We start from the raw sequence: 25,380 nt of genomic DNA on the forward strand, positions 1-25,380 counted from the left end.
GAAAACGGGGCGGTGAAATCCCCCGCCCGCGATGCTATTTAGGGACGAACACGGCGCTGTCGGCGCATCGGATCAGCAGATGGAGCACCCCGTTGAGTTTTGAGTCAAGGCTGGCCGAAATTCGTTTCGGCACCGGGCTGTGCCCCGCGATTGCCGCGCCAGGCGATGCCGGGGTAATGCTGGCGCGGCTGGGCGGGCCGGATGTGATGGCCGCGCGCCACCCGATCGCGCCATACGCGGCCCGTCTGCCGATGCTGGCCGAATACCGCGCGCTGACCCGCCAGCGCAAGACAGAGGGCGCGATGGGCGGCCCCGCGCGTGATGCGATCCGGGTCCTGCGCAAATCCGCGCGCACCGAACAGCAGGCCTATCTGGCCGCCGCCTTGCGCCGTGCGGCCCTGACCGAAGACGGGATGCGCGAGCGGCTGACCCGGTTCTGGGCCGACCATTTCACCGTGAAGGGCAAGGGCGCGCTGCTGCGTCAACTGGTTTCGACCTATGTCGAAGAGGCGATCCGCCCGCATATGACCGGCTCTTTCGCCAGCCTGCTGAAGGCTGCGGTGACCCACCCGATGATGCTGCTTTACCTTGATCAGGCGCGCTCGGTCGGGCCGGCCTCGGCGGCGGGCAAGGGCAAGGCGCGCGGGCTGAACGAAAACCTCGCCCGCGAGGTGCTGGAGCTGCACACACTGGGTGTCGGGGCGGGCTATGGGCAGGCGGATGTGCAGCAACTGGCGGCGCTGTTCACCGGGCTGTCGGTCGACGCCGACAAGGACTTTACCTTCCGCCCTGCCATGGCCGAGCCGGGGGCCGAGACCGTGCTGGGCACCCGCTATGGTGGCGGCGCGCCCGAACTGGCCGATATCCATGCCGCACTTGATGATCTGGCCCGGCACCCGGCCACGGCCCGCCATATCGCGGGCAAGCTGGCGGTGCATTTCGTGGCCGATGCGCCCGACCCGGCGCTGGTGGATCACGTGGCCGCGGCCTTTGCGGCCAGCGGCGGCGATCTGATGGCGACCTATGCCGCGCTGCTGGACCACCCCGCCGCCTGGGTGCCCACGCTGCAAAAGGCGCGCCAGCCCTTCGATTTTCTGGGGGCCACGTTGCGGGCGCTGGCGCTGCCGGGCCCGGTGTTGGACGCGCTGGAGGCGAAAACCACATTGCGGCTGTTCACCCGCCCGCTGCAGGCGATGGGCCAGCCCTGGGAAGAGCCGATCGGCCCCGACGGCTGGCCCGAAGAGGCCGAGGCCTGGATCACCCCCCAGGGCATGGCCGCGCGTATTCAATGGGCAATGCAGGCGCCATCGGCCCTGATGCCCGATCTGCCCGACCCGCGCGCCTTCGTCGAAACCGCGCTGGGGGGCGTGGCGTCGGGCGATCTGCGATTTGCGGCGGCGGCGGCGGAAAACCGCGCCGTGGGTGTGGCGCTGGTGCTGACCGCGCCCGAATTTCAAAGGAGATGACCATGGGCAAGCCGCTTTCACGCCGGGGGTTTCTGACGCGCAGCCTAGCGCTGGGCTGCTCGGCCGCCGCCGCGCCGCTGCTGACGCCGGTGACCCTGGCCGCAGCGCCCTGGGATCAGCGGCTGGTGGTGATCATCCTGCGCGGCGCGATGGATGGGCTGGACGTGGTGCAGCCCTACGGCGATCCGGTTCTTGCCGCCAACCGGGCCACGCTGGCGTTCGGCGAAGCGGGCGGCGCGCATGATCTGGACGGGTTCTTTTCGCTGCATCCGGGTCTGTCTGCGCTGATGCCGCTGTGGGACCAGGGTGAGCTGGGGTTCGTTCACGCGGTTTCGACACCGTATCGCGACAAGCGCAGCCATTTCGACGGGCAGGATCTGCTCGAGGCCGGGACCGGCTTCGATCTGGGCGCGAGTTCGGTGCGCGACGGCTGGCTGAACCGGATGTTGCAGACGGTGCCGGGGCTGAGTGCCGAAACCGCCTATGCGATCGGCGAGGGCGATCTTTTGGTGCTGAAGGGGGCGGCGGGCGTGGCCAGTTGGGCCCCCGACGCGCGGCTGGATCTGACGCCACAGGCGCGTGGATTGATGGAACGGGTCGCGCATCACGATCCGCTGTTCCGCGACGCGGTGAGCGAGGCAATCGCGATCGTCGAAAGCCTGGAGGCCGAGGCGGCGGGCGGCATGGCGCAGGCCAAGGGCGCCAAGGATCATGAAAAGGTGGCGGCTTTCGCGGCCAGCCGGTTGCGCGGCGACACCCGGATCGCGGCGTTTTCGATCAACGGCTGGGACACGCATAACCGACAGACCGCTGCGCTGAAACGGCCGCTGGCGGCGCTTTCCGATACGCTGCTGGCGCTGAAGGCGGGCTTGGGGCCGGTCTGGGGTCAGACCAGCGTGATCGCGATGACCGAATTCGGCCGCACCGTGCGCGAGAACGGCACCGGCGGCACCGATCACGGCACCGGCGGCGCGATGGTTCTGGCCGGGGGCGCGGTGCGTGGCGGGCGGGTTTATGGCGACTGGCCGGGGCTGGGGGAGGCAGAACTTTACAAGGGGCGCGACCTGATGCCGACGGCGGATGTGCGCGCCTATGCAGCCTCGGCCATGCAGGGGCTGTTCGGGTTGAACCGGTCGGTGCTGGAAGGCGCGGTTTTTCCGGGGCTTGATATGGGTGGCGTGGCCCGGATCACCCTGTAGGGCGCGTGTATTCGGGGTTTCCTCGCGTCGCGGTTTGGGGCTAGATCGCCGCAGTGTCAGCAAAGAGGGATCAGCGCCATGTCCGACGAAAGACCGCTGGGCCGGCCCGTGCCGGGCTGGACGCCGCCACCACGCCCCGATGCGCCGGTGCTGCAAGGGCGGTTCGCGCGGCTGGAGTTGCTGTCGCCCGATGCCCACGCCGCCGATCTGCACCGCGCCAATTCCGCCGATGACGCGATCTGGGATTACCTGCCCTATGGCCCGTTTTCGTCGGCCGCGCAGTACCACCGCTGGATGCGCGAGGTGACAGCGGGCACCGATCCGGTGTTCTATGCGATCAAGGATCTGGAAAGCGGGCATTTTTCCGGTGTCGCCAGTTTCCTGCGGATTACGCCCGAAGCGGGCAGTATCGAGGTCGGGCATATCAATTTCGCGCCCGAGCTGCAGCAACGCCGCGCCGCGACCGAGGCGATGTATCTGATGATGGGCTGGGCCTTCGGCGCGGGGTATCGCCGTTACGAATGGAAATGCGATGCGCTGAACCGGGGTTCGCGTCGCGCGGCGCAGCGGCTGGGGTTCAGCTATGAGGGGGTGTTCCGGCAGGCCACCGTGGTCAAGGGGCGCAACCGCGACACCGCCTGGTTCGCGGTGATCGACGCCGAATGGCCAGCGCTGAAAGAGGCGTATGAGGCCTGGCTGGCCCCGTCGAATTTCGATGCGCAGGGTCGTCAGATCGAGCGGTTGTCGGATCTGACCGCGCTGGTGCGCGCGGGATCGGACCCGGTTCTGGCGGGCTGAGCGCCCCATGCCTAGACCGGCCCCGTGGCACTGATCCGGGCATCGACCAGGCTGGCGATGCGCAGCAGCGCGTCCTCGGCGGTCTGGCCCTGACGCTGTCGGTGGGCCAGCCCGGCCGCCGCCTGTTCCAGCGGCAGATCGCGCGCGGCGCGCGCCACCCCTTCCAGAAATTGCGCCAGATAGGTCAGGGTTTCGGTATCGGCGCCATCGGCCAGAATCTCGGCCGCGTGGACCATGTCATCGCGAAAGGCGAAAGGGTCGGGATGGATCACCTCGTCGGTCAGGGTGCGGGGGCCCGTGGCGCGGCCGTCGCGCGGCAGCCGCGACAGGACCGCCTGCTGAAACGCGGCCAGACTGGCCACCGGCTTGGCCAGAAAACCGTCGGCGCCGGCGGCCAGCGCGCGTGCCTCGGCCCCGTCATCGCCGCTGGTGGCCAGGATCGCGCCGACCCGGGGACGGGCCTGTGCCAGCGCGGCGATCAGGCTGTCGCCCGCGCCATCGGGCAGGCCCAGATCGATGATCGCCACCGCCGGGCGATAGACCCGCAGGTGACGGCGCGCCGAGCGCAGGCAATCGGCCCGCCGAATGCGCGCGCCCGAACGCAGGCATAAAAGGCGCATCGCCTCGGACGCGAAGCGGCTATCCTCGACCACAAGAACGGTCAGTCCGACCAATGGCCGGGCGCTGCGGTCGGGGCGGTATTGCGAAAGGGGCGTCAGGTCGTCGGTCATGATTGCTCTCCCATATCCCGGGGTCAGTAAAGCGCGGCAGTGCTTAATCTTCGGTAAAACCGCCGCGATAAACCGCGCCGCCCCTTGCGGGGCCGCGCCCGCCGCCGCATAACCGGCGCAACCGCGAAAGAAGGAGTGTGCCCATGATCGGCCGTCTGAACCATGTCGCCATCGCCGTCCCCGATCTTGCGGCGGCCTCGGCGCAATATGCCAACACGCTGGGCGCCAAGGTCGGCGCGCCGCAGGACGAACCCGATCACGGGGTGACCGTGGTGTTCATCGAACTGCCCAACACCAAGATCGAGTTGCTGTACCCGCTGGGTGACGATAGCCCGATCGCCGGGTTTCTGGCAAAGAACCCCGCCGGCGGGATCCATCACATCTGTTACGAGGTCGATGACATTCTGGCCGCCCGCGACCGGCTGAAAGAGGCGGGTGCGCGGGTTCTGGGCAGCGGCGAGCCCAAGATCGGCGCCCATGGCAAGCCGGTCCTGTTCCTGCACCCCAAGGATTTCAACGGCTGCCTGGTCGAACTGGAGCAGGTCTGATGTCGATCACCGCCGCCATCGTCCTGTTCGCCGTGATCTGGTTCATGGTTCTGTTCATCACGCTGCCGCTGCGGCTGAAGACGCAGGGCGATGTGGGCGATGTGGTGCCGGGCACCCAGGCGGGCGCGCCGGCCAATTTCGACCCCAGGCGCACCGCCAAGCGGGTCACGGTGGTTGCCGTGGTGCTGTGGGCGATCCTGGCCGGGGTGATCCTGTCCGGCGTGGTGTCGATCCGGGATCTGAGCGGGCTCAACCGGCTGACGATGGAGCAAGCCGGTAGTACAGATGAGTGAAGGTCGCCACGCCCAGCACCGGGATCAGCAGGTTCAGCAGCGGCACTGACAGCGGAATCGCCATCAGCGTGCCCGCCAGCCAGATTTCGCCCGCATGTTTGCGGCGCAGCGCCGAGGCGCCCGCGCGGCCCAGCCGCCGCATCGCGACCATCTGGAAATATTCGCGGCCCAGAAGATAACCGTTCACCACCCAGAACAGCACCGGCGCGAACGGGCCGACGAAGAAGGACAGTGCCAGCGCCACGATATTGACCGCGACCAGCACGCCGAAGAAATTGATGCTGTCGCGGATCGTGTCGTAAAGCCCGATCTGAAGTGCCGGGGGCAAGCCGGGGTAATAGCGGTCGTCGACCGCCGCGGCCACGTCATCCAGGAAAAACCCGGTGAAGGCCGAGGCCACGGGCACCATCAGGAAACTGGACAGATAGATCATCGCCACAACGGCGGCGACCGAGAAAACCTCGTTCAGCCAGTCGACCTCGCCGATGCCCCAGACGGTAATGCTGGCGGGCATCAGCCAGCCGACCCCAAGGGCGAACAGCGCGGTCACCCCGATCAAAAGCGCGACGGTCAGCGCGATGCCGCGCCACAGCACCCGACGAAAGCGCGGATCCGACAACTGGCCAAGCGCGCGGGTGAAATCAGCAAAGATCATTCGCCCACCCAGGTGGTGATTGCGTTCACCGCAGGGCGCGGGCGTTCGGGCGGGCGCGCGGTTTCGGTGCCCAGATGGATAAAGCCGGCGATGCCCTCGTCCGGGGTCAGGCCCAGCCCCTGTTGCACGAAGGGGGCGTCGAAAGAGGCCCAGCCGCTAAGCCAGTTCGCCCCCCAGCCCGAGGCCAGCGCCGCGTTGACCAGCGCCAGGCAAACCGCGCCGGCGGAATAGAGCTGTTCGATATGCGGCACCTTTTCGGACGCTTTGGGCGACGACACCACCGCCACCACCAGCCCGGCATCGGCGAAACTGGCGCGCATCTTGGCGACCTTCTCGGGGTCGATTTCCAGGGCGGCCCCGCGTTCGGCCACCAGACCGGCCAGCCGCTGCAGCGCGGGCTTTTCCAGCACGATAAAGCGCCAGGGTTCCAGCTTGCCGTGATCGGGCGTGCGCGCGGCGGCGGTCAGGATCGGCATCAGCGCGTTGCGGTCCGGCACCGGCGCGGTCAGGGTCTTGGCCGGGCATGAGCGGCGGGTGAGAAGGAATTCCATCACGGCGGGATTGGGATTTGGCATGGGTTTCTCCTGTCTGCGCTACTCATGTCGGCCATATGCCGGGCGGGTTCAAGGGGTGGCGGCGGTGCAGGACTGTCTTGCCTCCGGCGGGGATATTTGGCCGGAAAAGAAACCTAGGGCCGCAACAGGGTGGCGGCCAGATCCCCCAGATAGGTGCTGACATGGGCATCCAGCCAGGCCGGGGGCTGGCGCACGGTCAGGGTTTCGGCCAGCGGGTCGGGCGCGGTGATGGTACTGTGCGACAGCTCCTCCAGCACCGCGTGGCCGCAGAAGGGAACGTACAGCTCGGAATAGCCGCCCTCGTGTACCAGTGTCAGCTTGCCGTCGCACAGATCGGCCGCCGCTTCCATCGTCAGACGGGTCATCTGGCGGAACGTGTCGGCCGTGGCCAGCATCCGGCCCAGGGGGTCGAAGGCGGCGGCGTCATAGCCGCTGGCGACCACGATGGCATCCGGCCCGAACGCGGCCAGGGCGGGCAGCACCAGCCGCTCTGTCGCCTCCAGATAGCTGGCATGGCCCGCACCGGGCGGCAGCGGGATGTTCATGTTGGTGCCCAGCCCCGCGCCCGCGCCGCGATCGGCAGCTTCGCCGGTGTCCAGCGGATAGTTGCGGTCCTGATGGATGCTGATGGTCAACACCTCGGGGCGGTCGTAAAAGATCGCCTCGGTGCCGTTGCCGTGATGCACGTCCCAGTCCAGCACCGCGATGCGGCCGGCCAGCCCCTCGGCCAGCGCCGCCTCGACCGCGATGGCGATATTGGCCAGCAGGCAGAACCCGTTAGGAAATTCGGGCAGGCAATGGTGGCCGGGCGGGCGCGACAGGACATAGGCATTGTCCATCCGCCCCTCAAGCACCGCGAACAGCGCCTCTTTCGCCAGCCCCGCCGACAGCGCGGCCAGCTCGAACCCGCCGGGGCCGAACGGGGTGCGCAGGCCCAACTCGCCACCACCGGCATCCGACAGCGCCTTGAAGTCGCGCAGATAGGTGTCGGGGTGAACCCGGCGCAGATCGTCCCATGTGGCCGCGGGCGCGCCGCGCGCGTCCAGCGTGGCCAGCAGGCCGGTGGTCGCCATCAGGTTCTTCAGCCGCCGCTTGGTTTCGGGGCTTTCGGGCAGGCCGCCGGTGGCCATCGGCTGCACCAGCCCGCCCACCGGCAGCATGAAGGCGTAATTGCCGCCCGAATGCCAAAAGCACCGCTCGTCCCAGAAAAACCCTGTGGTCATCGCCGCCGCTCCGCGTCATTTTCGGGCAGGTTAGGGCATGGCCCGCAAAGAGAGAAGCCCATGGCCGACCCAGATTTCGCCCATCTTTGCGCACCGGGCACCGAATTCACCCTGCGCGTCACACCCAGGGCGTCGCGCAATGCGCTGGTGCTGGAGGACGGCGCGCTGCGGGCCTATGTCACGGCGGTGCCCGAGGGCGGCAAGGCGAACGCGGCGGTGATCAAGCTGTTGTCGAAGGCGCTGGGCGTGCCGAAATCGCGACTGGATCTGCTGCGCGGCCAGACCGCGCGGGACAAGACATTCCGGGTGGCCGGTTGACCCTAGACCGCACCTTTTTCCGGCGAAAGGCGATAGACCCCTTCGGGCAGGTCCAGCGCGGCGGCCAGTTCGCGCAGCTGCGCCATCGACAGGGTGACCTTCTGCACCGTATCGGTGCGGGTATCGTATTGCTCGACCGTCACGCATTCCTCGAAGGCCTGAATGGTGATGTCTTCCTGCAAATGGCCGGGCCCCTCGTCAACGAGGGTCACGATGGTGGCGTCGAATTCGTGTTCGATGGTAAACATGACCCAAGGCTAGCGCGGCGCGCGGCCGAAGGAAACAGCGATTGCGCGGACCGGTCAGGTCTGGCCTGCGGCAACAGGTTGTGAATGGTCATTCCCGCCGAAGCGATTATTATCATCCCGAAATCGTGACCGGAGACGCCCATGCGCCTTGCCCTTTGCCTGACCGCCGCCTCGTTGACCCTTGCCGGATGCGTAACCACCACCACCGCGCCGCCAGTAACCATGTCGCAGCCGGCCGGGCCGCAGCTGTCGCCCGATGTGGCTGCGCGCAATTTTGTCACTGTGGTAAACCGGGTCGAGCCTGTGGCCGAACGCGAATGCGTCGCCCGGACCGGCGGGCAGAACTGCAACTTCACGATCGCGGTGGATGACCGGCCCGGCCAGCCGGCCAATGCCTATCAAAGCCTTGATGCCAATGGCCGCCCGGTGATCACCTTCACCCGCGCGCTGATCGAGGATGCGCGCAATCCTGACGAACTGGCCTTCATCATGGGGCACGAATCCGCGCATCATATCGAGGCGCACATTCCCAAACAGCAGCAGACCGCGCTGGCCGGGGCGCTGATCTTCGGCGCCGTGGCCGCGGTCGGGGGCGTGGGCGAGCAGGGCAAGGATACCGCGCAGCGGATCGGCGCCACGCTTGGATCGCGCGTGTTTTCGCAGGACATGGAGCTGGAGGCAGACGCGCTGGGCACCGTGATCGCGTCCCACGCCGGCTATGATCCGTTGATCGGCGCGCAGTATTTTGCGCGCATCCCCGATCCCGGAAACAGCTTTCTGGGGACCCACCCGCCCAACGCCCAGCGTCAGCGGGTCGTTGCCGAGGTGGCCGCCGGTCTGTGATCCGCCTGCCGCGTCTTTGATGCGTATCAAGGCGTCTGCGTCCCGACTCTGCTTTCCTCAACGTCAGTTGGTTCAGCAGAGGAAAGCAGATGTTTGGTTTAACGAAGCTTGATGAGCATGCGGATCTGGTGCAGCGCATGGCCGATGTGCTGGGCGTCGATCTGGCCGAGGAAATGCAGGCCGGGCGGCTGACGCCCGAACAGTTCCGCAGCACGGTTCTGCGCTGCGTGGGCTGCCTGGAGGCGGGGGAGTGCCAGCATTTTCTGGCCCTCAACGCCGAAAGCGGCAGTGACGAGACCCCGTCCTTTTGCCGCAACAAAGCGGAGCTGGAGGCAATGCGGGCGCGTTGAGCCGAGGGTGGACCAGATGGAAGATAACGGCAGATTATCACGGCATTTCTGGCTGACACAGGGGATGGCCCGCAGCATCGGCGTGGATCTGAACGGCGCGCTGAAGGCGGGGCGGCTGGACCGGGCGGATTACACGCAGACCGTGGCGACCTGTTGCGGCTGCGGCAAGTCGCGGCGCTGCATGGAATGGATGGCTTTGCAGGGGCGCGGCGCCGATGCGCTGCCCGATTATTGCGCGATCAAGCCGGTGCTGGAGCGATTGAAAGCCAAGGGGTGATCCGCCCGTTCAGGCGCTGGACTGCGCCCGGTGGGTCTGCAACCTGGGATCGCCGCGGTTGACGGCCCGCAAAAAGCGCAAGGTCGGTCGCAGGAACAGCTTAGGATGCGACGCCGGAAAGAAATGTCCGGCATTCGGGATTTCCTCCAGGATGGCGTGAGAGCACAGCCGCGCCAGCGTTCTGGCCGAGGTCAGCGTGGGCGATTCCTGTCCGACAAGGATCAGGATCGGTTGTTTGATCTTTTTCAGATCGGCCGGGACAAAGGCGCTTTCGTCCTTCAGGTCTTTGACCAAGCTGGCATTTTCCGTCAGCTGAATCCATTTCCGCGCGTTCTTGAGCGATTTGAACAACCGGGGATGGCGATAAAGTGCGATCAAAAGCTCGGTCGCCTCGGCACCGGCGGCCACCTGAATTTTCGCGACCGCATTCAGATAGCCGATCCCGTCATCGCTTTGGGAAATCGCCGACAGGTCGATCCCGTATTCCTCCAGCCGGCGTTCCAGCGCCGGCGGGATCGTCTTGGCGCGGATCGACAGGTTGGTCTGGATCGGCCGCACCCGGACATCGGCCAGGGTCAGGCTGGCCACGCGCTCGGGATGTTTGAGGGCGCAAAGCAGCACGATCATGCCGCCGAAGGAATGGGCGATCAGATGCGCCTTGCGGATGCCGCGCGCATCCATCAGCGCGATCAGATCGGCGACCATGTTGGTCACGCTATAGCCGGTATCGGTGGTGCCGCTTTTGCCATGGCCGCGCAGGTCATACAGCATGGTCGGGCCGATCAGCGCCATGAACGGCGCCCCCGCCCCGTACCAGAAGGCAGAAGAGGCGGCGAGGCCGTGAACACAGATCACGGGCACCTCGTCCGCCGAATACCTGCCCCGCGTGCGCGGTTCGATTTCGGTGACGTTCAGCGTAACCCCGTTTGCCGCAACCCTCGCCATATCTTTCACGCTACCATGTGACTGGTGCCGGTTCGGTCTTGCGCCCTAGTCTTCAAGATATCCCAGAAGCCGCAACTGCGCGAGAACCTCTTCCTTCTGTTCACTGTCCTCGGCGCTGCCGGGGCTGTCGCCGGGCGTGGCCGCGCCGGTGGTCTCGGCCAGGGGTTTGGTGGCCGCCCCAAGTTTGACCGGATGATCGGACAGCCAGCTTTCGTCATACAGATCGCCGGGGATCGTGCCTTCGAAATCGCGCGGCACCTCAAGGCCCATGCTGTGCGCGACGATCGCGGTGGTATCGACGATCGACATGTCCGCGCCGCGCTGATGACGCACGCCGGGGCCGGTCATGATAAAGATCCCGTCGGGATGGTGGGTGCCCAGCGGCGTGGGGCGGGTCACCACGGCAGGCGCGCGGTTGCGGACAGAAACGAAGCCGTGATCGGCCAGGATCAGCGTCAGGTCGGGCGCATTGACCATCGCCGCGCCGGGGAAGGCGTCTTCGCGCTTCAGCACGTCGGCAATGACCTTTTCGCCGGTCTCAGGGTCGGTCATGTCCAGCAGATCGGCGATCAGCTTATCGCGGAACGCCTCATACTCAGCGGGTTCCACGCCGTTGGGGCATTTATCGGACTTTTGCCGGATCACGATGCCGTTCGACGACGGCGTGGGGCAGAAGGCCTTGGTCTGGGTCCAGTCGAGATTGGCGAAATTGGCCAGATCGCGGCGGCGCGCGGCATCCGAGCCATCGCTTTCGCGCCAGGTCAGCACGCCCAGCTCTTCGAGATACAGGTTGATGCGCACGACCTTGTCGGATCCGGTAAAGCCGTGGTCGGACACGATGACCATCTGGGCATCCGGGCCGGCGGCCTCGTACAGGTCGCGCACATAGCCGTCCAGCTCGTTGAAATATTGCAAGACCAGCTTGCGCACCGCCTTCGCCGCGTCATTCGCATCGCCGGTCCACAGCGCGGGGTCCAGCACATGCCAGGCCTGGTGCTGGATCTTGTCGGTGCCGTCCATCATCAGCGCGAACAGGTCAGGTTTGTCTTCCGTCAGCAGGTGCAGGCCGATATTGAACCACTGCTTGTCGCGCGGCAGGTGGTTTTCGACCCATTTGTACAGTTCTTCGTCGGGCATGACGTCGCCGATCTGGCTTTCACGCTCGAAATCCCAGGACAGTTCCTTGGGGTCGAAACCTTCGATCTTGTCGATCCGCTGAAACAGCGAACGCGGCCACATGTTACGGCGCAGGTGCTTCCACGACACGAAGCCGGGCACGAGCGAGCCGTTCACCTCGGGCGGGGGGGCCATCATCGGAAAGTTGAGCGAAACGACGCTTTTGTTCTGGCGGCTGGCGACTTGCCACAGGGTTTCGGTGCGGATGTCGCGTGCGTCATACAGGGTGAAATAGAAATCGTCGCCCAGATCCTCGAACCGCACGAAATCATAGATGCCATGGTGGCCGGGGGTGCGTCCGGTGACGACCGAGGTCCAGGCCGGCGGCGTCAGCGGGTGATTGGTCGACCGCAGGTTCGCGGAATATCCGGTGCTGATCAGCTCTGCCAGAAAGGGCATGACCACGCCTTCTTCGGCGGTGCCGTCAATCAGGGGCTTGAGAACGGTAAATGTCGCGCCGTCCAGACCGATAAGTAATGTACTTGTCATAATATGTATTCCTTGGTGCCGCTCGATTTTTAGTCTGGCCTGCCCGATCAGGAGGCCTGCATCTGCGGGAGACGGCTTTCGAGGAAAGCGGTTATTTCGCTGACCTTCAGATCATCGACATAGCGCCCGTCCTGCATCAGCAGTTCCTGAAACCCCATGTTCCGGGTGCCAAAGGCGCTTTCCACCGCGACAACGAACTGGATCACGTCGATCGAGTCGAATTCCAGATCCTCGACAAGGGTGGTGTCCGGGGTGATCGCAACGCTGACGCCCCAATCTTCGACGAATTCGGCGAGCGTCGTTTTCAGGCGCTCTTCAATTTGAACCGATTGCAACATGGGCCTCCTGTAATTAATTTGTCCGACCACCGGCCGTTGCCGCAAAAAAAGTCGTGATTTGTATTCTGCGGACAGTGTTTCATAACCGATGCTGCTTTGCATAGTACCTTTTTACTGCGCTGCAGCAATGAACGCGACCGCACAGATGCCGTCGCCAACCCGGCGGATTTTCGCCTCTAGATTGTGCGCCCCATAGGCGACATGCGCGGTACCAAGGGCGGGGTCAAGCTCCACGATGCTGAACTCCTGCGGGCGGCCCTGAATGCCGACGCCAAGCGCCTTTGCCGCGGCTTCCTTGATGCTCCAGACCGTGGTGGCGGTCTGCCCGGTGGGCGCGAAGCGGATCACCTGCCGTTCGGCCGTGCCGAGGATGCTGTCCAGAAACGCGCCCGGATCGCGGACCCGGCCCGGCAGCTCATAGTCGATCCCGAGTCGCCAGCGCGGATCCGCCGCCGCACCGATGCCCAGGGCGTTCACATGCGAGATCGAGATCGCGGGGGCGATGCCCGCCCCCGCAACCAGTTGCAGATAGGGCGCGCCGCCGTCATGTTTGCGCACCTCGATCAGGCTGTCCTGCGGGCGCTGGCCGCTGCCATTTGCCATCAGTTCGCCCGCCGCGCGTTTCACCGCCAGGCGGCTGAGGCTCCATTCCGCCCAAGCCTGACCCGAGCGCGCCTTTTCAGCGACCTGTCGGGCCTCGTCCTGTTCGCCGGCGCCAAGATAGGGCAGCATCCCGGCAAAGCTGGGCGCGCCGCGCAGCAGATAGGCCCGGAAATCGAACGGCATCTGAAAGTCGCGCGCCAGATCGAGTACGAGGATTTTCTTTGCGTCGGGATCCGCAGGGGCGGCGGCCCGTGTCAGGGCGGGTGCGCCAAGCGCGCCGCGCGCGACCTGTTCCTGACCTTTCAGAAAGGCGGTCATCAGGTCGATATGGCCATTGACCCCGGCCTGGGCCGATTGCGGCTGTGGCGCCGCCACCGGGGTATAAGCGGGGGCGGACGGGGCCGCGGTCTGCGGTGCGGGCGCAGCAGGGGCCGGTTCCGGCGCGATCAGATCGCGGATCGCCCTGGCCTCGGCCTCATCCAGCCGGACATAGGGCAGGTGGCTGGGCAGCGCGGCCGCCTTGCGGTATTTCGTCCGCATCTCGGCGCGGCGGATCTGATCGGCGCTTTGCGGCGGCGCCAGAAACGCGTCGGCCTCCAGCGGCAGGCCGGCGGTGAACAGACGCGCAACCAGATGGCGCAACTGCGACACCATCCCCCGGCGGCGATTGTCGGCGGAGTCTGCCAGATGCGGCCGGTTGCCCAGAATATCGCGCACGAAGGCGGTCAGGTTCGCGTTCGGGCCGCATTCGATGAAGATGCGGTGCCCGTCTTCGTAAAGCTGGTTGACCGCTTCGGTGAACCGCACGCGCGACACATATTGCGCCACTGCCCGTTCGCGGAACGCATCGCGGTCGGTGGGAAAGGGGGTGGCCGTGGCGCAGGAATACAGCGTCACCGGGCTGTCGACCGGCGTGACCCCTTCGAACAGCTTGCCGAATTTTTCGGCCATCGGCGCGACATACTCGGTGTGATAGCCCCAGGAAATCGGCAACCGGGTGCAGACCGCGCCAAGGGCGACGGCCTGTGCCTCCAGCGCGTCGATCTGGTCTTTGCTGCCGAACAGGATCGCCTGATTGGGGCAGTTGTCCATGGTGAAATGGATTTCGGGATAGGCCGCAATCAGCGGGTGCAGCTGTGCTGCATCCAGCGCGGCGATGGTCAGCAGAACACCGGTCGGGACCGAGCCGCTTTCCTCGACCTCGCGGAAGATCACGTTCATCTGACGGATCATGTTGCCGATATCGCCGCGATCCAGATCCAGCAACCCGCTGGCCACCAGCGCCGCGTTTTCGCCGGTCGAATGGCCCAGCATCGCGTCGGCGCGGATGCCGAGCGAGGTCAGCAGCCCGTGCACCGCCTGATCGGCGGCAAACACCATCTCGGATCCGTAATCGACCCGGTGGATCAGCTCTTCCAGCAGGGCCTGTCCCTTGGCATCGACCAGACTGGGCGGCGGAAACGCCACCTGACCCAGCCGGATAAAGCGCTGGCCCTCGGTCAACTGACCGATGAAATCGAACCATTCGCGCACCATCGGATAGGCCATCGCCACATCGGCCATCATGCCGGGATACTGCGCCATCTCGCCGGGGAACAGGAAGGCCACCTTGCCGTCGACCGGCGCGGCCTCGAAATAAATGCCATTGCGGGTCTGGAGCGAGCGGGTTTCGGGGCTTTGCAGCTTGGCCTGCGCGGTGGCCAGCTTCTTGGCGAAATCCGGCGCCGCAGAGGCGACGATCGACAGGCGCTCGGGTCCGGCATGGTTGGCGGCGGTTTCCCAGCTGGACTGCGCCAGGCTGGCGAAATCAGCGCCGTCCGCCTGCAGCGCGGCACCGAAACTTTCCAGCGTGGCCAGCAACTGGGCCCGGTCGGCCCCGGCAAAGGCGAAGACATGCTCGGGTGTGGCGGCGGGGGCGATCGCCGGGCGGGTGAAGGCGGCGGTGGGGTCGGTAAACCCGGCGCCGGGGGCTTCTTCCAGAACCATATGCGCATTGATCCCGCCAAAGCCGAAGGCGTTGATCGCGGCGCGGCGCGGCGTGTCGGCGCTGTGAATCCAGGGCCGCGCCTCGGTCGAGACATAGAACGGCGTGTCTTCCAGCCCGATCCCGTCATTGACCTCTTCGCACAGGGTGGGCGGAATGATCTTGTTTTGCAGCGACAACGCCATCTTGATGATCGCTGCCGAGCCAGAGGCCGGGATGCAATGCCCGATCATCGATTTGACCGAGCCGATGGGCACCGTGGGCAGCGGCCCGTGGCGACTGCCGAAGGCCGCTTTGAGCGCCTCCAACTCGGTACGTTCGCCCAGCGGGATGCCGGTGCCATGTGCCTCGACCAACCCGATGCTGGCGGGATCGAGGCCGCAATTGTGATAGGCCCGCTCGATCGCCAGGATTTCGCCCTCCAGCCGCGGCGCCATCAGGCCCGAGCTTTTGCCGTCCGACGACTGGCCGATGCCCTTGATCACCGCATAGATCCGGTCGCCGGCCTTTTGCGCGTCGGCCAGGCGTTTCATCACGATCATGCCGGCGCCTTCGCCCAGGACGGTGCCGCTGGCGCGCTTGTCGAACGGGCGGATCAGCCCGTCGCGCGACAGGGCGTTGACGCTGCAGAACACGCTGTAGACCAGCGGCGAGGTCGTGGTGTTCACTCCGCCCGCCAGCATCATGTCGGCCCGCCCGGCGCGCAGTTCATTGATGGCCAGATCGGTGGCGATGATCGACGACGAACAGGCCGCGTCGATGATATAGTTCGGCCCCATCAGATCGAGCCGGTTGGCGATCCGCCCGCTCAGGATATTGGGCACCAGCCCCGGCACCGCTTCGGTCGCGATATGCGGCATCTTGGCCTGCATCATCTCGATCGCGGTCTCGATCCGGCTTTCGGCCAAGTCGGGGAAGATGGATTTCAACAGGCTGCGCGTCTGGTTGTGGAACCAGACCTGCTGCATCCCGTTGCTGTTGCCGCGATGGGCATGTACCGAATGGCCCAGGATCACCCCGGTGGCGCGGCCATCGAACTTGCCCGGCGTATAGCCCGCGTCGCGCAGCGCGTCGTAGGCCAGTTTCAGCGCCAGAAACTGATCGGGCTGTCCCCCCTCGACCGAGCGCGGCACCGTGCCATGCGCCATCGCGTCGAAGCGCGACAGATCGCCCAGAAAGCCACCCTTGCGGGTATAGATCTTCAGCGGGTCGTCGGAGTCGGGGTCGAGGATGTAATCGTCGCCCAGCCAGTCCTCGCTGGAGGTGGTGACCGCATCCGTCTTGTTCAGGATATTCGACCAGAACACGTCGATGTCATCGGCGCCGGGGTAAAGCCCGGCCATGCCGACAATGGCGATATCGTCCGTCTGCGCCGTCATTCGGTTTTTCCCATTACATCGCCATAATCCCGTTCGCCGCCCTGCCAGCCGCCCGCCAGGCGGTTCAGATGCTGCGACGACTGGCCCTTGAAGCTGTCCAGTTCAAAGCACAGCAATCCCTGTGCATCGTAAACCCGCAGCCGGGTCAGAACATCGGTATCCTCGGGCGCCGACAGGATGCGCGTGTCCGCGATCAGCGGCCCGTTCTGCGGATTGCCTGAAAAGCGCCGCACGGCCTTGACCGACAGCGGCAGGGTGGACGCGCCCTGCATTGCCTTGCTCCAGATCCAGACGGTTTGCAAAAGCCCGTCGATCAGGCCCGGGTCGAAGCTCCAGTCCAGATCGGGTCCGACCGGCACGAAATCCGAGGGCCGGGTGCAGTGCGCGTCGGACCAGACCCCGGCCGCGTCGATCGCGCGGATGCCGGTCAGGGTCTGGAACCGCGGTCCATGGCTCAGCCATCTGCGGTACATCATCCCGATATCCGGGCCGGTCCAGCTGGGCGTCGCCGGCCGCTCGGCCGGATCCAGCATCAACTGCGGCAAGGTATCGCCCAGCCGCACGTCGCCCCGGTAATTCACCCGTTTGGGGTCGGCGGAGGACCGGATATTGACCCGCAGCCGGCCATCGGGGGCCTCGTCTTCCAACTGCAGGCGAATCTCGGTCGGGCCGTCGGCCAGGGTCAGCCCCTTGAACAGGCGCAGATCCTCGACCGCGACCACCGGGCGGTCGATGCCGAAGGCGGCGGGTACTTCGCTCATCATCTGCATCACGGCGGCGACCGGCATCACGCCGATCCCGTCGAAGCGGTGGTGATCGACATAGGGCGCGTTCACGAAATCGAAGCGCAGGATGACCTCGCGCTTGCCGTTTTCGCGGCGATAGCCGTTGCGCAGCAGCACCAGCTTGCCACCCAGCGGCTCTGTCCCCGGCGGCACGGGCAGGCCGCAAACGGTTTGTTCCATGGTTTCGCCATCGGCGACCCAGCCGATCGATTCAACATCGTCCGGCGCGCCCCAGAACATTTCCTTGAAGAACAGATCGCGGCCCGGAACGGGTTCGACCATATAAATCCCGCGCGATTCAAACTGTTCACGCACATTGTCGGTGACCATCCCGGCGCCGGTGGTGGTGGCGGCCCAAGGGCCCCAGTTGATCGCCTTGACGGCGACATCGGGGCCGTATTCGCGCTTCAGCTCCCAGGCCAGGCGGTTCAGCGTTTCATTCGCGGCGGCATAGTCTGTCTGTCCGCGATTGCCGTATCGCCCCGCGACCGAGGTGAAGAAACAGATGCCTTTCAGGCTGTCGCGGCGCAGGGCCTTGGCCATCAGGAAGGCGCTGTTGACCTTGGTGTCGAACACCCGGTCAAAGCTTTCGGCTGTTTTCTTTTCAAGGAACGTGTCCTCGATCAGCCCGGCGCCATGCACCAGCATGTCGATGCGGCCGTATGTGTCGTAAAGATCGGCGAACAGCGCGTTCACCGCATCCGCATCGCCCACATCGGCGATGCGGTAATCCACCTTGGCGCCGAAGGCGGTGAAATCATCGACGTTCTGGCGCATGTCGCGCCGGCCCAGATGGCGGCCGACCTGCGCCTCAATCGCGGCGGGGCGGATTTTCTCGCCTGCGGCGCGGGCGGCGTTCAGGTAATGGGTGCGCAGCCCGGCCGCGTCCAGCATGCGGGTGTCGTCGCCTTCGGGCACGGGCAGGGGCGATCGCCCGACCAGCACCAGCGTCGGCGCATGCGGTGCCAGGGTGCGCAGGCATTCGGCGGTGATTCCGCGCGCGCCGCCGGTGGCCACCACGACCCAGTCGGCGTTGATCATGAAAGAGGCGTCATCGGGCGGCGAGAGCGAGGCCGGCTCGGTGCGCAGGATGGTACGCTTGCCCGCCGGATAGCCCACCTCGCGCCGACCCTTGAGGAAGGACAGCTCGCCAACGATATGGGCGGCGCGGGTGGCGGCGTCTTCGGCACGGTCCAGATCGACCACCTTGGAACTGCAGGTCGGCCATTCCAGCGACAGCGCCTTGACGATACCCAGTGCGCCCGCGGCGGCGGACACCCCGGTCGGGATCGGTTGCGACGTGCGGCCGAACAGCCCGCCGGTTTCCATCGCCGCGATCAGGCGCCCGCCCTCTTTCAGGCGCGGCGCCATGGCCTGCAGCAGCGCGAAGAACCGCTTGGTGCCGGTCTTGTGAATCTGCTGCCAGGCGGCATAGTCCAGATCGTTCAGCACGGGCAGCGCGGCGCGGCTGTCGAGATAGATCAGCCCCATCGGCGCATCGCCGCCCTGTTCCGCCAGCCAGGCGCCGATCGCGCCGGGCGTGTCGTCCTGCAGCACCGATTGCGGCAGCACGACCCCCTGCGCCCCGGCCTGTTTCAACGCGGCCAGAACGGGGGTGTGGAAATCGTCCGCTGCCTCTGTCACCGCGACGCGCATGCCCGTGGGCAAGGTTTCGGTCAGGTGATCGACAGGTTCCTGAAACGGGACCTGAATATACCGGGGAAGCACGGCAGCGGTTTTTGTTGCCTCCCCGGTCAGTTCAAAAGGGCGCGGTTCGGCCGCGATGCCCCCCCCGTTCCCGGCCGGGGCGCCACCGGCGACCTTGGCAGAGACGAAATCGACGATTTCGCGGATGGTGGACAGCTCGACGACCGAGTCCATGTCGGCGCGCATCGCCTCGGAGGCGTCGTCGGGTAGGATTTTGCGCAGCGCGCCCAGAATTTCCATGCGCTTGATCGAGTCGATGCCGAGGTCGGCCTCCATCTCCTGATCGGGGTCGAGCGCATCCTCGGGATAGCCGGTCTTGTCGGCGATGATCGCGGTAAAGCTGCCCAGCAGGTCGATCGCTTTTGGCGCCGCCGCTGCGGCGGGCGCAGGGGTGGGGGTTGGTGCGGGTGCCGGGGCTGCGGGTGCCGCGGCAACCGGCGCAGGGGCGGCGGCGACGGGGGCCGGTGCTGGTGTCGGAACCGGCATGGGCGTCGGGGCCGGCATGGGGGCGGTCATCGCCGGTGCCGGGGCGCTATAGCTCGGCAGCGGCATGTCGAAGGCCTGGGGCTGGGCCGGGGCCTGCCCCATATAGGCCAGCATGACGCTTTCCTGCACGCGCAGGAATTCGCGCATCATGTTGTGATAATTGCCCAGCATGTCCGGCTGTCCTGAAGCCGGGTAGACGGGCCTGTTCAGGTTGTCATTCGTGATATCCATGAACTCCAGCACCTCGGTGGTTGTTTGCGGTTGGGACGGCGAAATTGCGCCGTCGGCGGCGGAAATTTGCGGGGCGACCGGCGCGGCGGGTATGCTGACATCGCGCTTGGGGTCGCCTGCGCGGCGGGCATAGGCGCCGTTCAGATACCACAGGTTGCGGGTATCGGATTTCGCCTGGCGCGGCGTGACTTCGGCCATGGCATCGGCCAGCCTGTGCAGATCGACCGGATAGCCTTCGGCATAAAGCTGGGCCAGCCCGTCGGTGAAGGCGGCGGCATCGCCCTTGCTGCGGTCCAGCGCGATCGCCTTGACCGCGCCGGGCCCGAGGATTTCGGACAGGCGGTTCGACAGCACCGATTTCGGCCCGACCTCGACGAACACGCTGGCGCCATCGGCGACCATGGCGCGGGCCATCGCGACGAAATCGACGCTGCTGACCAGATGCGCGGCCATCATGTCGCACAGCTTGGCCGGGTTGTCATCGTGGCGCATGCCGGTGGTGTTGCTGTAGACCGGAACGGTGGGTTGGGCCCAGGCGACCGACGCCAGCACCCCGGCGAACTGATCGCGCGCGGCATGCATCAAGGGCGAGTGGAACGCCTGCGACACCGGCACCGGCGTGACCTCGAGCCCCGATTTGGCAATCGCCTCGATCGCCTTGTCGATATCCTGTTTCGGCCCGGCGATGACTGTCTGTTTCGGGCTGTTGAGGTTGGCGACAACCACGCCCGCCATCCCCGCGATGGCGGCGCGGGTGGCGTCGGCATCGGCGGCCACGGCGGCCATCGCGCCGGGCTTGTCCGGGTCGCCGTTTTCCACCATGGCGCGGCCGCGCGCCTCGGACAGCAGGATCAGATCGTCATAGCCGATGGCCCCGCCGGCATGCAGCGCCACGAATTCACCATAGCTGTGACCGGCGACCATGTCGGGGCGCACGCCCAGGCCGGCCAGCACCGACATCATGCCGGCCTCGACCGCGCCAAGCGCGGGCTGGGCGATCTCGGTCGCGGTCAGCGCGGCCATCTGGCGTTTGCGGTCGGCGGGCGAGAACGCGTCGCCCGGATAGATCAGGCGGCTGAGCTTGCGCCCGGCACCGCCGAAGGTGGGCGTTGCCGCCAGCACGGTTTCGGCCGTATCCAGCCGGTCGATCATCACCGGATCCAGCAGCGAGGTCTGGCGCTGCATGTCTGGATATTGCGAGCCCTGACCGGGAAAGAGGAAGGCCAGCTTGCCGCCGGCCAACAGCCGCGGCGCATCCGCGAAATGCAGGCCCTTGGGCGCCGTCGCCGCGGTATCGGCCAGGAAGGCCAGCGCGGCGTCAATCTTCTGCGCGGCCTCGTCCAGCGAGGCGGCGGTGAAGGCCAGGCGCAGACCGCCGGTTCCGCTGCGTGCCAGTGCCTTCAGCGCCAGTGCGCGCAGGCTGGGCACGGTGGCGCAGGCGGACTGCAGCTTGGTCAGTTGCTTGTGCAGATCGTCGCGCGTCGCCCCGGCAAAGCCGAACACCGCCAGATCGGCGCCGATATCGGCCTTGGGCGCGGGCGCGTCCGGGGCGCGGTATTCCTCCAGCGCGACATGGAAATTGGTGCCGCCGAAGCCGAACGAGCTGACGCCCGCGCGGCGCGGCCGGTCCGGTGTCGTGACCCAGGGGCGCGGCGCCTGCGTCAGGTAAAGCGGGGTCTCGTCATCCTCGAACACCGGGTTGGGCGTTTTCACGAAGGCGTGTGGCGGCAGCACCCGATGGTGCAGGCCAAGCGCGACCTTGATCAGCCCCGACACGCCGGCGGCGGCCTTGGTGTGGCCGATCAGCGTCTTGACCGATCCGACCGCGGCGCTGTGCGGCTTCGCCCCGGCGGCGACCAGTGCGCCGGTGACGGTTTCAAGTTCGGCCTTGTCGCCGGCGACGGTGCCGGTGCCATGGGCCTCGAACAACTCGACCTTGGCCGGGTCGAACCCGGCCTGGGCATAGGCGCGGGCCAGCGCGCGTTTCTGCCCGGCGGGCAGCGGCGCAGTCAGGCCCTTGGCGCGCCCGTCGCTGGATGCGCCGACGCCCTTGATCACCGCATAGATCCGGTCGCCGTCGCGTTCCGCATCGGCCAGCCGTTTCAGCACCACGGCGGCCAGACCTTCGGAAATCACGATCCCGTCGGCATCGGTGTCGAACGTGTTGCAGATGCCGCGCGGCGACAGCGCCTGGGTCTTGGAGAAACACAGATAGCCGAACGGCGATTGCAACGAGTCGATGCCGCCCGCCACGACCGTATCCGCGCGCCCGCTTTCCAGTTCCATCACTGCGGTGTAGATCGCGGTCAGGGACGAGGCGCAGGCCGCATCCACCACATGGTTGGTCCCGCCGAAGTTGAAGCGATTGGCGACCCGGCCCGCCGCCACGTTGGGCAGCAGCCCGGCAAAGCTGTCCTCGGTCCATTCCGGCAGCTTGTCCAGCACCGTTTCGGATGGGGTGCCCAGCAGGCGGGGCAGATCGGCGCGGGTGGCGTATTTCGCGCCCATCTCGCCCAATCCGCCGCTGAAGCCGAAGATCACCGAGGTGCGGGATTTGTCCTGCTCTTCGGTCGCACCGTTAGCGGCGTCCGACATCGCGTCCGACACCAGTTCCAGCGCCAGAAGCTGCATCGGATCGACCGATTGCACCGTGCTGGGCGGGATGCCGTATTCCAGCGGGTCGAAGGCCACATCGTCCAGAAAGCCGCCCCAGCGCGAATAGCTCTTGTCACGGGCGGCGCGGTCTTCATCGAAATTGCCGGTGACCGACCAGCGGTCTTCGGGGATGGTCTGGATCGCGCTTTCGCCCGACAGGATCCGGCGCCAATAGGCGGCCAGGCTGTCCGAACCGGGCAGCAGCGTGGACATGCCGACAATGGCGATGTCCGACGGGGCCGGGGTGATCGCGCTGGCCGGCGGGGTGTCGGCCTGGGCAAAATCCGCCAGATAGGCGACCGACCCGGCGGACACCTGGTCATGCAGACCGGCGATGCTGCGCACGCTGTCGTTCATCGCGGCGACCTGACCGATCATGTACATGCCCTGGCTGCGGCGCTGATCCTCGTCGATTGCGGTCAGCGCCTTGTCGGGGCCGATGCGCGCCATGCCCTTGGTCGCCATCCGCAACCGGCCCAGCGAATAGGTTTCCAGGGTTTCGCGCACTTCGCTGACCGAGGCGCCTTCGGCCTCCATCGCCAGCTTCTTGGTGCGGAATTCCCCGGTGATCGGGGTGATGGCGCAGCGGCTGGCAAACCCCGGCCCTTCCCACAGCGACTGCGTCTCGCCGCAGGTCAGCGCCACATCCTGATAGTCGGGCACGATGGCGCCTGAGTCCACGATTTCCCTGGTGAACAGATAGCCGGTGCCCATCAGCACGCCGACCGAAACCCCCAGCGCGGCCAGCGGTTCGGCCAGCGTGGCCACCATCGCCGCCGACAGCGCATCATGGATGCCGCCGGCAAAGACGACCTGCACCTTCTTGCCCTGTTTCTTGACCACAGGGTGGTCGCGCATCGCCTCGATGATCGCGCTCCACAGCACGAAGCTGGACAGCGGGCCGATATGGCCGCCGCATTCGCGGCCCTCGATGACGAAACGCCGTGCGCCTTCGTCCAGATAGTTCCGGATCAGCCCGGCAGTCGAGGCGTGGACGAAGGTGGAAATCCCCTGCGCCTCGAAATCCAGCACCTGATTGATCCGCCCGCCCGCGATGATCGCGAATTTCGGACGGACCCGGAACACCTCGTCGATCTGGGGTTTCAGGACCTTGGTGTCGATAAAGCCCAGCAGACCCACGCCCCAGGGCCGGTCGCCCAGCAGCGCGCTGGTCTCGTCCAGCAGTTTGGCGACGGTGTCGCCGCGCAGCAGCGCCAGCGCGGCAAAGGGCAGGGCGCCGCCTTCGGCCACCTTGAGGAAGAAATCCGACACGTCGCTGACCCGGGTCATCGGGCCCTGCATGATCGGATAGGTCGTGCCCAGGGTTTGCGCCAGCGGCGCGCCTTCGGACAACGCGCGCCGTTCGGCGGCCCGGGCGGGCAGGTCGTTTACGGCCCGCAGGATGGCCTGAACCAGCCGTCCCAGCGTGTGATAGCGCTGCGCCAGCGGCGCGGCCAGCGTCAGGCCCTGTCCGGCAGGGGGCACCGCGCCGGGGGCCCAGGAAAAGCCCTGGGCGATGTCCTCCATCGGCTCCGCGCTGTCGCGCAGCCGGGCGGCATAGTCGGGGGCAAGCGATTTTCCGGGCCGGTCCAGCCCGCGCAGATAGCGGCCGCCCTCGGGCGCCTCGACCTGCAATGTTTCGCTGCCCGAAAAACCGGCGATTCGGCGGCGCAGCATTTCGTCGTCGAGCGGGGATTCCGCCAGCAGCAGGATCTGGTCGTCCAGCACCACGCCCGCGGCCCCGGCGACGCGGGCGGCGGCGGCGGTTTCCGGGGTGATACCGCCGCGCGCATAAAGCGGCAGGCCGGTCTGTCTGCGGAATTGCTGAAGCAGGATGAAGGTGGTCTGTTCGCTGACCAGACCGCCGCATTCATGCCCCTTGAGGATGTAGCCGTCGATCTGGTCTTCCAGCGCCGACAGATCGTCGGACCAGCGAATGACCTCGCACAAGACCTGAACGCCCTGTTTGCGAAGCTTCGAGATCGCGGTTTTCGCGCCCTGGAACGCGACTTGGGGCGCGATCAGCACACACAGCCCGTCGGGGGTGGTTTTTGCGATGGCGCCCATCTGCTTGGAGGTGTCGAGCGCGACGCCGTACCGCGCCAGCCCGGCTGCGGGCAGGGCGCAGAGTTCTTCGTCTATCTCTGGGGGGGTGGTGGCGGCCAGGGCATGAATGCCCAGACCACCTGCTTTTTCGGCCGCCCGCAGAAGTCTGATCGACTTCAGCCCGCGAGGGGCAAGCGCCCATACATGGAAATCCGCCAGGTGGGCGCGGTTCGTTTCAAATCTCGGCATTTGCACGGCTACATCACAACTTATGTTTATAAAACGTATCAGAAACACCGGGATACGAGATGTCCACGGCCTTCTGATTCAATTCTGAACAGCCTGCACAATGCTAAGGCGATCGTATGGCAGATATGCGACCGCCTGCGGGCCTTATTTGGAAAGCCGGCTGCCTTTCTTCGCAACCCACTGAAGCTTTTCGACGCTCGCGCCGCTTACGGTTTCGGCAGAGCCGTCCTCGGGCGACAGGAACTTCAGCATCCCTGCGGCAACCTTGGCGCCGGGCGCTTCGGGGCTTTCGGCACGCTTTTGCAGCGTTTCCATCAACCGGGCAACGCCGGTCTGGCTGAACGGGGTGTCTGCGACCATGCCGGAATCGTCGGCGGGGGTCTTGGTCAGCAGGCCATAAATTTTCATGACCATCTGCTTGCGTGTCTGCCGTTTGGAAGAACCGGCTTCGCCGAGACGTGTGGCGATACGGGCCTTGCGGCCCTTTGCAGCTGCTGCGTCCATTCCGTTTTCAACTCCTTTAACAACGGCTGCACGCGCAGTCGCATCTTTAATAGCACTATCAGTTGTCGTATTGCGTCCCATGTCCGTAAATACCTTTTAAGTTTTATACTCTGAATGAATTGTTATTTTTTGTGCAAATTAGCAGTTAAGTTCCGTTGCGGCAAGCGCCGCATCCCGAGTCTTTTACCATCTATGATACCAAGCATATGGTGCCAATAAATCATGAACTCTGACGCCTATATGAACAAGCGAAACGGGCCGGGGCGCCCGGCTGATCGG

General features: G+C 66.1%; 20 protein-coding genes. 9 read left to right on the plus strand and 11 right to left on the minus strand.

Going from position 1 to position 25,380, the window contains the following annotated elements; genetic code table 11:
• The first annotated feature begins 92 nt into the window (after nucleotides 1-92).
• The 3 genes from ACSR1C_RS07430 (at nucleotide 93) to ACSR1C_RS07440 (ending at nucleotide 3,463) form a co-directional block, all read left to right on the plus strand.
• Entirely contained in the window at nucleotides 93-1,466 is a 1,374-nt protein-coding gene (locus ACSR1C_RS07430; RefSeq protein WP_460258805.1) for a DUF1800 domain-containing protein, read from the plus strand.
• Nucleotides 1,467-1,468: 2 nt separating this feature from the next.
• Entirely contained in the window at nucleotides 1,469-2,665 is a 1,197-nt protein-coding gene (locus tag ACSR1C_RS07435; protein WP_460258804.1) for a DUF1501 domain-containing protein, read from the plus strand.
• 78 nt (nucleotides 2,666-2,743) lie between these two features.
• Nucleotides 2,744-3,463, plus strand: a complete 720-nt coding sequence (locus ACSR1C_RS07440) for a GNAT family N-acetyltransferase (RefSeq protein WP_460258803.1) — start codon at nucleotides 2,744-2,746, stop codon at nucleotides 3,461-3,463.
• Between the two features lie 11 nt (nucleotides 3,464-3,474).
• Here ACSR1C_RS07440 and ACSR1C_RS07445 read toward each other — a convergent pair whose 3' ends face one another.
• Nucleotides 3,475-4,194, minus strand: a complete 720-nt coding sequence (locus ACSR1C_RS07445) for a response regulator (protein ID WP_460258802.1) — start codon at nucleotides 4,192-4,194, stop codon at nucleotides 3,475-3,477.
• Nucleotides 4,195-4,337: 143 nt separating this feature from the next.
• Between ACSR1C_RS07445 and mce the strand changes: the two genes are divergently transcribed.
• Nucleotides 4,338-4,742 carry a methylmalonyl-CoA epimerase gene (mce, locus tag ACSR1C_RS07450; RefSeq protein WP_460258801.1) on the plus strand — a complete coding sequence of 135 codons (405 nt, stop codon included), beginning with the start codon at nucleotides 4,338-4,340 and terminating at the stop codon, nucleotides 4,740-4,742.
• Complete coding sequence (locus ACSR1C_RS07455; protein ID WP_460258800.1) at nucleotides 4,742-5,035, plus strand: DUF1467 family protein; 294 nt, start codon at nucleotides 4,742-4,744, stop codon at nucleotides 5,033-5,035. The genes mce and ACSR1C_RS07455 overlap by 1 nt, the downstream gene beginning before the upstream one ends.
• On the opposite strand, the gene ACSR1C_RS07460 is transcribed toward ACSR1C_RS07455, so the two are convergent.
• The 3 genes from ACSR1C_RS07460 to ACSR1C_RS07470 form a co-directional block, all read right to left on the minus strand.
• Nucleotides 4,992-5,690 carry an EI24 domain-containing protein gene (locus ACSR1C_RS07460; RefSeq protein ID WP_460258799.1) on the minus strand — a complete coding sequence of 233 codons (699 nt, stop codon included), beginning with the start codon at nucleotides 5,688-5,690 and terminating at the stop codon, nucleotides 4,992-4,994. The genes ACSR1C_RS07455 and ACSR1C_RS07460 overlap by 44 nt on opposite strands.
• The gene (locus ACSR1C_RS07465) at nucleotides 5,687-6,265 is read right to left on the minus strand and encodes a nitroreductase family protein (RefSeq protein WP_460258798.1); all 579 of its coding nucleotides are present in this window, start codon (nucleotides 6,263-6,265) and stop codon (nucleotides 5,687-5,689) included. Before ACSR1C_RS07465 ends, ACSR1C_RS07460 begins: the two co-directional genes overlap by 4 nt.
• 113 nt (nucleotides 6,266-6,378) lie before the next feature.
• Nucleotides 6,379-7,488 (minus strand): class II histone deacetylase, encoded by a 1,110-nt coding sequence (locus ACSR1C_RS07470; RefSeq protein WP_460258797.1) that lies wholly within the window; start codon nucleotides 7,486-7,488, stop codon nucleotides 6,379-6,381.
• Between the two features lie 60 nt (nucleotides 7,489-7,548).
• On the opposite strand from ACSR1C_RS07470, the gene ACSR1C_RS07475 reads away from it, so the two are divergent.
• Nucleotides 7,549-7,806, plus strand: coding sequence for a DUF167 domain-containing protein (locus tag ACSR1C_RS07475; protein ID WP_460258796.1), 258 nt, complete (start codon nucleotides 7,549-7,551; stop codon nucleotides 7,804-7,806).
• 2 nt (nucleotides 7,807-7,808) lie between these two features.
• Here ACSR1C_RS07475 and ACSR1C_RS07480 read toward each other — a convergent pair whose 3' ends face one another.
• Entirely contained in the window at nucleotides 7,809-8,054 is a 246-nt protein-coding gene (locus ACSR1C_RS07480; protein ID WP_460258795.1) for a hypothetical protein, read from the minus strand.
• A gap of 141 nt (nucleotides 8,055-8,195) precedes the next feature.
• Here ACSR1C_RS07480 and ACSR1C_RS07485 point away from each other — a divergent pair, with 141 nt between their 5' ends.
• The 3 genes from ACSR1C_RS07485 (at nucleotide 8,196) to ACSR1C_RS07495 (ending at nucleotide 9,524) form a co-directional block, all read left to right on the plus strand.
• A complete protein-coding gene (locus ACSR1C_RS07485; RefSeq protein WP_460258794.1) occupies nucleotides 8,196-8,897 on the plus strand; it encodes a M48 family metalloprotease in 702 nt (233 codons plus the stop codon).
• Between the two features lie 89 nt (nucleotides 8,898-8,986).
• Nucleotides 8,987-9,247: a DUF6455 family protein gene (locus ACSR1C_RS07490; RefSeq protein ID WP_460258793.1), complete on the plus strand. Its 261-nt coding sequence runs from the start codon at nucleotides 8,987-8,989 to the stop codon at nucleotides 9,245-9,247.
• A gap of 16 nt (nucleotides 9,248-9,263) precedes the next feature.
• The gene (locus tag ACSR1C_RS07495; protein ID WP_460258792.1) at nucleotides 9,264-9,524 is read left to right on the plus strand and encodes a DUF6455 family protein; all 261 of its coding nucleotides are present in this window, start codon (nucleotides 9,264-9,266) and stop codon (nucleotides 9,522-9,524) included.
• Nucleotides 9,525-9,533: 9 nt separating this feature from the next.
• Here ACSR1C_RS07495 and ACSR1C_RS07500 read toward each other — a convergent pair whose 3' ends face one another.
• From ACSR1C_RS07500 to ACSR1C_RS07525, 6 genes are all read right to left on the minus strand, one after another.
• Nucleotides 9,534-10,469: an alpha/beta fold hydrolase gene (locus tag ACSR1C_RS07500; RefSeq protein WP_460258791.1), complete on the minus strand. Its 936-nt coding sequence runs from the start codon at nucleotides 10,467-10,469 to the stop codon at nucleotides 9,534-9,536.
• Between the two features lie 45 nt (nucleotides 10,470-10,514).
• The gene (locus ACSR1C_RS07505) at nucleotides 10,515-12,134 is read right to left on the minus strand and encodes an alkaline phosphatase family protein (RefSeq protein WP_460258790.1); all 1,620 of its coding nucleotides are present in this window, start codon (nucleotides 12,132-12,134) and stop codon (nucleotides 10,515-10,517) included.
• A gap of 47 nt (nucleotides 12,135-12,181) precedes the next feature.
• The gene (locus ACSR1C_RS07510; RefSeq protein WP_460258789.1) at nucleotides 12,182-12,469 is read right to left on the minus strand and encodes an acyl carrier protein; all 288 of its coding nucleotides are present in this window, start codon (nucleotides 12,467-12,469) and stop codon (nucleotides 12,182-12,184) included.
• A gap of 114 nt (nucleotides 12,470-12,583) precedes the next feature.
• Nucleotides 12,584-16,438: a type I polyketide synthase gene (locus tag ACSR1C_RS07515; RefSeq protein WP_460258788.1), complete on the minus strand. Its 3,855-nt coding sequence runs from the start codon at nucleotides 16,436-16,438 to the stop codon at nucleotides 12,584-12,586.
• Nucleotides 16,435-24,597 (minus strand): SDR family NAD(P)-dependent oxidoreductase, encoded by an 8,163-nt coding sequence (locus ACSR1C_RS07520; protein ID WP_460258787.1) that lies wholly within the window; start codon nucleotides 24,595-24,597, stop codon nucleotides 16,435-16,437. Before ACSR1C_RS07520 ends, ACSR1C_RS07515 begins: the two co-directional genes overlap by 4 nt.
• Before the next feature lie 144 nt (nucleotides 24,598-24,741).
• Nucleotides 24,742-25,182: a hypothetical protein gene (locus ACSR1C_RS07525; RefSeq protein ID WP_460258786.1), complete on the minus strand. Its 441-nt coding sequence runs from the start codon at nucleotides 25,180-25,182 to the stop codon at nucleotides 24,742-24,744.
• Nucleotides 25,183-25,380: the final 198 nt, after the last annotated feature.

It is taken from the genome of Actibacterium sp. D185-2, assembly GCF_054954595.1.

Excerpts from the sequence above, each read along its gene's own strand:
- ACSR1C_RS07435 (WP_460258804.1), top strand. The coding sequence starts at position 1,469 with ATGGGCAAGCCGCTTTCACGCCGGGGGTTTCTGACGCGCAGCCTAGCG.
- ACSR1C_RS07440 (WP_460258803.1), top strand. The coding sequence starts at position 2,744 with ATGTCCGACGAAAGACCGCTGGGCCGGCCCGTGCCGGGCTGGACGCCG.
- ACSR1C_RS07445 (WP_460258802.1), bottom strand. The coding sequence starts at position 4,194 with ATGACCGACGACCTGACGCCCCTTTCGCAATACCGCCCCGACCGCAGC.
- mce (WP_460258801.1), top strand. The coding sequence starts at position 4,338 with ATGATCGGCCGTCTGAACCATGTCGCCATCGCCGTCCCCGATCTTGCG.
- ACSR1C_RS07455 (WP_460258800.1), top strand. The coding sequence starts at position 4,742 with ATGTCGATCACCGCCGCCATCGTCCTGTTCGCCGTGATCTGGTTCATG.
- ACSR1C_RS07460 (WP_460258799.1), bottom strand. The coding sequence starts at position 5,690 with ATGATCTTTGCTGATTTCACCCGCGCGCTTGGCCAGTTGTCGGATCCG.
- ACSR1C_RS07465 (WP_460258798.1), bottom strand. The coding sequence starts at position 6,265 with ATGCCAAATCCCAATCCCGCCGTGATGGAATTCCTTCTCACCCGCCGC.
- ACSR1C_RS07470 (WP_460258797.1), bottom strand. The coding sequence starts at position 7,488 with ATGACCACAGGGTTTTTCTGGGACGAGCGGTGCTTTTGGCATTCGGGC.
- ACSR1C_RS07475 (WP_460258796.1), top strand. The coding sequence starts at position 7,549 with ATGGCCGACCCAGATTTCGCCCATCTTTGCGCACCGGGCACCGAATTC.
- ACSR1C_RS07480 (WP_460258795.1), bottom strand. The coding sequence starts at position 8,054 with ATGTTTACCATCGAACACGAATTCGACGCCACCATCGTGACCCTCGTT.
- ACSR1C_RS07485 (WP_460258794.1), top strand. The coding sequence starts at position 8,196 with ATGCGCCTTGCCCTTTGCCTGACCGCCGCCTCGTTGACCCTTGCCGGA.
- ACSR1C_RS07490 (WP_460258793.1), top strand. The coding sequence starts at position 8,987 with ATGTTTGGTTTAACGAAGCTTGATGAGCATGCGGATCTGGTGCAGCGC.
- ACSR1C_RS07495 (WP_460258792.1), top strand. The coding sequence starts at position 9,264 with ATGGAAGATAACGGCAGATTATCACGGCATTTCTGGCTGACACAGGGG.
- ACSR1C_RS07500 (WP_460258791.1), bottom strand. The coding sequence starts at position 10,469 with ATGGCGAGGGTTGCGGCAAACGGGGTTACGCTGAACGTCACCGAAATC.
- ACSR1C_RS07505 (WP_460258790.1), bottom strand. The coding sequence starts at position 12,134 with ATGACAAGTACATTACTTATCGGTCTGGACGGCGCGACATTTACCGTT.
- ACSR1C_RS07515 (WP_460258788.1), bottom strand. The coding sequence starts at position 16,438 with ATGACGGCGCAGACGGACGATATCGCCATTGTCGGCATGGCCGGGCTT.
- ACSR1C_RS07520 (WP_460258787.1), bottom strand. The coding sequence starts at position 24,597 with ATGCCGAGATTTGAAACGAACCGCGCCCACCTGGCGGATTTCCATGTA.
- ACSR1C_RS07525 (WP_460258786.1), bottom strand. The coding sequence starts at position 25,182 with ATGGGACGCAATACGACAACTGATAGTGCTATTAAAGATGCGACTGCG.